At 40.5% G+C, this 6,984-nt stretch carries 6 protein-coding genes and 1 tRNA gene; 5 read left to right on the forward strand and 2 right to left on the reverse strand.

Features of this window, described 5'->3' with window-relative positions:
* The first annotated feature begins 103 nt into the window (after positions 1–103).
* On the forward strand, positions 104–1,357 hold the full coding sequence (locus tag ACT3QP_RS08965) for a hypothetical protein (protein ID WP_444525241.1): 1,254 nt from the start codon (positions 104–106) through the stop codon (positions 1,355–1,357).
* Positions 1,358–1,671: 314 nt separating this feature from the next.
* Here the strand turns inward: ACT3QP_RS08965 and ACT3QP_RS08970 are convergent, their stop codons facing one another.
* The gene (locus ACT3QP_RS08970) at positions 1,672–2,910 is read right to left on the reverse strand and encodes an argininosuccinate synthase (RefSeq protein WP_444525242.1); all 1,239 of its coding nucleotides are present in this window, start codon (positions 2,908–2,910) and stop codon (positions 1,672–1,674) included.
* 374 nt (positions 2,911–3,284) lie between these two features.
* Here ACT3QP_RS08970 and pyrC point away from each other — a divergent pair, with 374 nt between their 5' ends.
* The 4 genes from pyrC to ACT3QP_RS08990 all read left to right on the forward strand — a co-directional run bounded on the left by pyrC (position 3,285) and on the right by ACT3QP_RS08990 (position 5,925).
* Entirely contained in the window at positions 3,285–4,355 is a 1,071-nt protein-coding gene (gene pyrC / locus ACT3QP_RS08975; RefSeq protein ID WP_444525243.1) for a dihydroorotase, read from the forward strand.
* Between the two features lie 246 nt (positions 4,356–4,601).
* Positions 4,602–5,303 (forward strand): ribonuclease T, encoded by a 702-nt coding sequence (gene rnt / locus ACT3QP_RS08980; RefSeq protein ID WP_444525244.1) that lies wholly within the window; start codon positions 4,602–4,604, stop codon positions 5,301–5,303.
* Positions 5,304–5,600: 297 nt separating this feature from the next.
* Positions 5,601–5,798, forward strand: a complete 198-nt coding sequence (locus tag ACT3QP_RS08985; RefSeq protein ID WP_192518181.1) for a hypothetical protein — start codon at positions 5,601–5,603, stop codon at positions 5,796–5,798.
* 51 nt (positions 5,799–5,849) lie between these two features.
* Positions 5,850–5,925 (forward strand) — tRNA-Glu (locus ACT3QP_RS08990).
* A 181-nt stretch (positions 5,926–6,106) separates the two neighbouring features.
* Here the strand turns inward: ACT3QP_RS08990 and ACT3QP_RS08995 are convergent.
* Complete coding sequence (locus ACT3QP_RS08995) at positions 6,107–6,727, reverse strand: BLUF domain-containing protein (protein WP_444525245.1); 621 nt, start codon at positions 6,725–6,727, stop codon at positions 6,107–6,109.
* Positions 6,728–6,984 lie beyond the last annotated feature (257 nt).

Below are 6,984 nucleotides of genomic sequence, written 5' to 3' on the forward strand. Positions count from 1 at the left end.
GATACATCTCAAACAAAATGATTAAAAATTTCTAGTATTAAGGGATTGTATCAAGGCTTTTGGCACCGTAATATAGAGGCACACTTTTTGATGCTAGCAGATTATGACGACTATTTCACCGACACGTGTGTCGATGTATGATTTTCTATATCAAGATACCATACCTATGGTGTCATTATTGGCAGATACCGCAAAGCTTTCTTTGCCACAAGCGCGTTTAGCCATGGATGCCAGTTTACAGGCAATTATTAGCGCGCTACTTGCGTATCAGCAACACCAAGATGGTCAAACAGTAAGCAAAAAGCTGTTTGGACGTGGTGCTGTCAAAGAACTGCGACAGTATAATTCTATGAATTTTGCAACCATTAGTGCAGCGCTATATCATCGCCACGATGCTGCAGATGCCATATTTTATGATAATGCGCGAGTCATTAAAGCGAGCGATTATATCGCCAAACAAGTAGATACAACGACACAACAAATCCAAATTTTACTGACATCTTTATGCGTGGTTGTACTCCGTGAGCTGGCTATTTTGGCAGAATATAGTCAACTTGATAATGATGAAATCAACAAGTGGTTTGCATTACAGCCACAGTTTTTATCATCAGCTCGGTTTACCGTCAATGAACCCGAAAACTTGTCAACCGAACTGGCAAATAATGAGAGCCAAGAGGCTATAGCAACCGCTGAAAACTCTATAGAAACAAAAGACTCTGCAGATATTGACCTTTTAAGTATAGAGCAGCTATCAAGCACTCCCCCGCCTTTTGACCCTTACTGGTACGAGCTGACGGCTTTCAAACCTGAAAACCATGAACCCGTACAAGACATGCAGCTGGCAACAGGTAACTATTTAAAAGCCATTGGTCGCTCACCAGACAACCTGCAGCAAGGGCGCCATAATGACATGCTAGTATTTGCAGAAATGCACGATATTGCCTTGCCACATCAACGTTGGTTATTACAGCTCGCAAAAATCTCTGACATCTATCTTAGTCGAAACCGGTTACGGATTACATCTGAACCTATTAATCCGCCAAAACCACCTTTGGTTAGCCTCGGACTAATCGGCGGTAATAGCGACAACACTCCCACGACGATTAGTGAAAAACCGATTGAGTATGAGCCAACAACGCCACTTTGGAAAAATCCTGTTATTATCATTATCATTCTAGTTATCAGTATATTGGGAGCACTTGCAACCTTTAAGTACCAGGTAAAAAAAGCTGATGGTACTAAGCTTGCAGTAGAAGAAGTATTAGAGCAAGAAGCTGTTGAAGAACGCCAGTCACAAGATGTAGCCATCGTAAGAGTAGACGATGATGATAGTGCAGAGGCAGAAAAAACCGAGTAACTAAGACCAAATAGTCACTATCTAGTAATGACCGTCCATAAGACGTTAATGAAAGATAAAAATAGTGACTAGAAACCTCGTTAAGGCATGTGTATGACCCTCTTTTTACGCCTTGTCTGAAGCCGCTTTAGTAATCATTAATAATCAGCAGTGCCTATTTGTGAATATCAAACACACCTTAATAAGCTCTTATCAACAATAAAAAACAGAGGCACTATAAATATAGACCTCTGTTTTTTTGTTTACCATTTAATTTCTTATTTAACTATAAACAATCAAATAAGATTACACTGACCCATCTTTTAGGTTTGGTGTTATTTTGATAAATCGCGACCACGGCTGGCTTCGATAGCTAGACGTAGGCCATTTAGACGGATAAATCCTTCCGCATCTTTTTGATCATAAGCACCAGCATCATCCTCAAACGTTGCGATTTTTTCATCAAACAATGAATCGTCTGACTTACGACCTACAACACTAACACTACCTTTATATAGTTTCACACGTACGGTACCGTTGACGTACTCTTGAGACTTGTCGATTAGCTCTTGCAACATGACACGTTCAGGGCTGAACCAATAGCCATTATAGATAGTTTTAGCATAGCGTGGCATCAACTCGTCTTTTAGATGCGCTGCTTCACGATCAAGAGTCAACGACTCAATACCGCGATGCGCTTTTAGCATAATCGTACCAGCTGGTGTCTCATAGCAACCACGTGACTTCATACCAACGTAACGGTTTTCTACGATATCCAAACGGCCAATACCGTGCTTACCACCAAGCTCATTTAGCTTAATCATCACTTCAAAAGGCTTGAGTGCTTCACCATCGATAGCAACGATATCACCTTTTTTGTATTCCAACTCTAGATACTGCGCTTCGTCAGGTGCTTGTTCTGGACTGACTGACCAGCGCCACATATCTTCTTCTGCTTCAGCATACGGATCTTCTAAAATGCCGCCTTCATAAGAGATATGCAAAAGATTGGCATCCATTGAATACGGAGATTTTTTCTTATTGCCCGCATAATCAATTGCAATGTCATGCTCTTTAGCATATTCCATCAAACTTTCACGGCTAGACAAGTCCCACTCACGCCAAGGAGCAATGGTGACCACATCTGGTGATAAGGCAACAGCACCAAGCTCAAAACGCACTTGGTCGTTTCCTTTACCAGTTGCGCCATGACTAATAGCATCAGCATTATGTTCTTTGGCAATTTCTACCAAACGCTTGGCAATCAACGGACGTGCGATAGAAGTACCGAGCAAGTACTCACCTTCGTAGATAGCATTGGCACGGAACATTGGAAACACATAATCACGGGCAAACTCTTCACGCAAATCTTCGATGTGAATATGCTTGATACCCATAGCTTTCGCTTTAGCACGTGCCGGCTCAACTTCTTCACCTTGACCGATATCAGCGGTAAAAGTAATGACTTCTGCATCATAGGTTTCTTGTAGCCATTTAGCGATGATAGAGGTATCAAGGCCTCCAGAATAGGCCAAAACGATTTTATTAATATTTTTTGGATCAAGTTGAGCCATGAATAACTCCTATTATGAGCATTTAGTTTTAGTAGCAACGTTAAGATAAAATCAAAAGATAAATTACCTGCTCAGTGTACATCATATTTGCTATGGGCAAAAGTACAACTGCCCTAAGGCGGCAAGGTTTCGACTTAAATACTGGATATATAAGGTTTTCCTTATTCTTACAAAAGAACCTCTTGATGACGATATAGTCACACTCTAATAGTATATAAGCAAATATTCTAATCATCTCACAGAGCGAGTCATAAATTATGCATAGATAGATAGTTAGCTGCATATTTAGTCAAGTGGGCAAATCTGTTATGATAGCAACATAGTACTACTCCCTTTTACTTCCTGTATATGACGACATAGAGCGCTATAACATTATGACTGATTCGATTAGAGAGTTGACCATCCTTCAACCAGATGACTGGCATATTCACTTACGCGACGGTAATGCCCTAAGTACAACAGTACCGCATGCAGCAAATAGCTTTAATCGTGTCATTTGCATGCCAAACCTAGTACCGCCCGTCAAGAATGTCGATGACGCCTTAGCTTACCGCTCACGTATCATGGCTCATCTTGAAGCTAGCGATTTGAGCACTGAGCGCAAAACGGCGTTTGATCCACGTATGACTTTATACCTAACAGATAAAACTACCGCACACGATATCGAGATGGCAGCCAAATCAGGTATCGTACAAGCCGTTAAACTTTATCCTGCGGGTGCCACTACCAACTCTACTGATGGCGTGACAGATATAAATGCCTGCGTCGATGTGTTTGATGCGCTAGAAAAATACAACATGCCTTTACTCATACACGGTGAAGTCACTCAAAACCATGTAGATATTTTTGACCGTGAAAAACGGTTTTTAGACGAAGTGCTTGCTCAAATAATCGCCAAATTCCCTGCATTAAAAATTGTCGTCGAACATATTACCACCAGTGATGCAGCTGACTTTGTATTGGCTCAAGGTAATAACATTGCTGCTACTATCACGCCGCAGCATTTGATGTTTAACCGTAATCACTTATTGGTTGGTGGTATCAAACCGCATTTTTATTGCTTGCCTATCTTAAAGCGTGAAAGTCACCAAAAAGTATTATTAGATGTTGCAACCAGTGGTAGTCCAAAATTCTTTTTAGGCACTGACTCTGCGCCACATGCGACAGATAAGAAAGAAGCTGCTTGTGGTTGTGCTGGTTGCTATAGCGCTGCTCACGCTTTGTCACTGTATGCCACTGCTTTTGATAGTGTTGGTAAAATAGATAAGCTAGAGGGTTTTGCCAGTCGCTTTGGCGCCCAATTTTATGGTATGCCATTAAATGAGAGTACTATCACCCTTGTTAATACGCCTATGCAAGTCCCAATCGCTTATCCCTACTTTGACGGTGGCACTGTGACCCCACTCATGGCAGGTGAGATGCTGCCTTGGTCTATTAAAGCATAAAGCAAATACCGCAGAACGCTCTATCTTTAACTCTATGATGGACACCCTGTCTTTGTAATAGGCAGTGTGACATCCATCATCAGATGCTTGTTGTTTAACTAAATATAACCGTATTGTTGATTCAATTTAAAATAAGATCAAAGCGACTAATCTCAGTAGGTAGATGTGACATCTCAAGCGAGGTTAGCGCTGTCATTCTTTTATATTAAATTGACTTTATGACTGATAAAAGTGATTTAACTTTATATGACCACTCAAAATGATGCTGCAACAGACGAACAAACCCCAATGCGTTTAAAAGAGCGTTTTCGTAAATTTTTGCCTGTCGTCGTCGATGTTGAAACAGCAGGTTTTAATGCACAAACAGATGCTTTATTAGAAATTGCCTGTATTCCAGTGCTACTGAATGAGCAAGGTTTGTTTTATCCAGGCGAAGCATTCAATGCCCATGTTGAACCTTTTGAAGGCGCAAATTTAGAGCCAAGTGCTCTCTCTTTCACAGGTATCGATCCAAACAACCCACTGCGTAAAGCCATTGCTGAAGATGAAAAAACTGCGTTACGCCGTATTTTTAAGGGTTTAAAGGAAGTGCGCCGTAGCGAAGAATGTCGTCAATGCGTATTGATAGGACACAATGCCCATTTTGACCTAGCCTTTTTAAATGCTGCCGTGCTACGTACCAATAGCAAAAACCACAATCCATTCCATAATTTTTCAGTATTTGACACCGTGACATTATCTGCGCTGGCATTTGGTCAAACCGTATTAGCACGTGCTTGTAAAGCAGCAGGACTAGATTTTGATGGCAAAGACGCTCACTCTGCACTATATGATACGCAAAAGACTGCTGAGCTGTTTTGTCATATTCTTAACCACTATCCGATGCTAGCGAATGCAATGCATAACGAAGACAGTGCGGATGAATTGTCTGACAGTGACAGTCAGTAAGTCACATATCCTATATTGCCAACCGCTCATAATAGTGCTATTTGTAATACTTGATGACTTTAACATCTTGATTTTACAATCAATAGGGATATGATTGGTATCATGACCGACACCCCCCTCGTTTAACGACTGAGTGTGACTGACTTAAAATGATTCACAACCCATAAACGAGCCGTCAACCTATAACAATGCACTCTGAGATGGTGTCGTTGTATCCTATAGATGGTTTAAGTTGCCCACGCTACCTTGATAGCAAATGTTGTAAATGCTACGAGGCTCAATAGAAGGGACTTTATCATGGATCCACAATTAAAATTATGGGGAACTATCATCGGTTATATGCTACTCGCGTTGACCATTAGCGCTTGTACTTCTTTATGGATTCGCTACCATTTAAAGCGTAAAGACTTACATCCTCGCCGCGCAATCAAAAAAAGATATTTAATTTTAAAAAGACGAAAAAAAAGGCTTGACAGAAAACGCAGACGCCATTAGAATACGCACCACTTCGGCATAAATGGTGAAAGCAGCTGAAGCGTTGTACTAGTCCCCATCGTCTAGAGGCCTAGGACACCGCCCTTTCACGGCGGTAACGGGGGTTCGAATCCCCCTGGGGACGCCACTATTTGGCGTCACTTGTTAGCAAAGATACATTAAAGTATCTGATAAGACTAATAAGTAAACCACCAAAAACCCCACTCATAAAATATTATGAGTGGGGTTTTTTTATGCTTAAATTTTAACACGCTATCCTTTTTAAGGGCTAATGCCTAACATTGTAGTGTCTATCATAAAAATAGCTATCAAACTTTATCTGATAATACCAACCATAGCACTGTCAGAATGATCATTAGTCCAAGTACAGTTTGAATCAAAAAGAACGCTTGATGTTGACCAATCACCTTGCTCAATGTCACACCTAGTGTGCTGTACTTGATAGGCGGTGTGTCAATATTGCCAATTCTTACTTGTTCTTCATAATACCCTTGTAGAATATCTAAAAACGCTGGCCATTCATTTGGGGCCCATTCATACGGCTGGAATGGCATAAACTTTTTCAGTTCTGGCTCTTTCATCATCCAACGCTCAAGCGTAACTGAACGTAGTGACCAATCTGTAAAACGGCGCTTGCTAATTTCTGAAAAATCTAAAATCTGCAGCTCTTTATGTCTTCCGTCTACTAATAGACGATTTTTCAGGTTGGTTAGATCCTGCTCTGAACCTTCTATATACTGCAAGAAGTAGCCATTACCATAACAGAGAATGCCCGTGATGTTATCAGCCCTATTACGTGCAATAGAACCCTCCGAGATGTCATTAAGCGTACTAGGGCTTGAAAGGCCAGTCGATGTAATTTTACTTATATATACAAACTGGCAAAGACCTGTCGTTACTGGATTTGTCGAATCGTTGATTGTTGACAACTCCCCTCTCCCTATTTTTAGATAAATGCAGCTAAGACAACCATACTAACTTTAGAAAAAACATAGAGACAAGACTTTAAGAAGCATCAAACCAGTCTGGTATATTATTGATTTTATAAATGTTTATATTAATTGTATTAAGTTGGTTACATCATAGGCTAGTTTCGTCATCAAAGCAATATCTGTTTACATTACATTAATAACAAACATTAATCCATAAAAAACATCTGTTTTAAAGGGGGTTTGAGCAACTACAA

Origin of the sequence: Psychrobacter sp. AOP7-B1-24 (assembly GCF_052376215.1) — a bacterium.
GTDB lineage: Bacteria > Pseudomonadota > Gammaproteobacteria > Pseudomonadales > Moraxellaceae > Psychrobacter.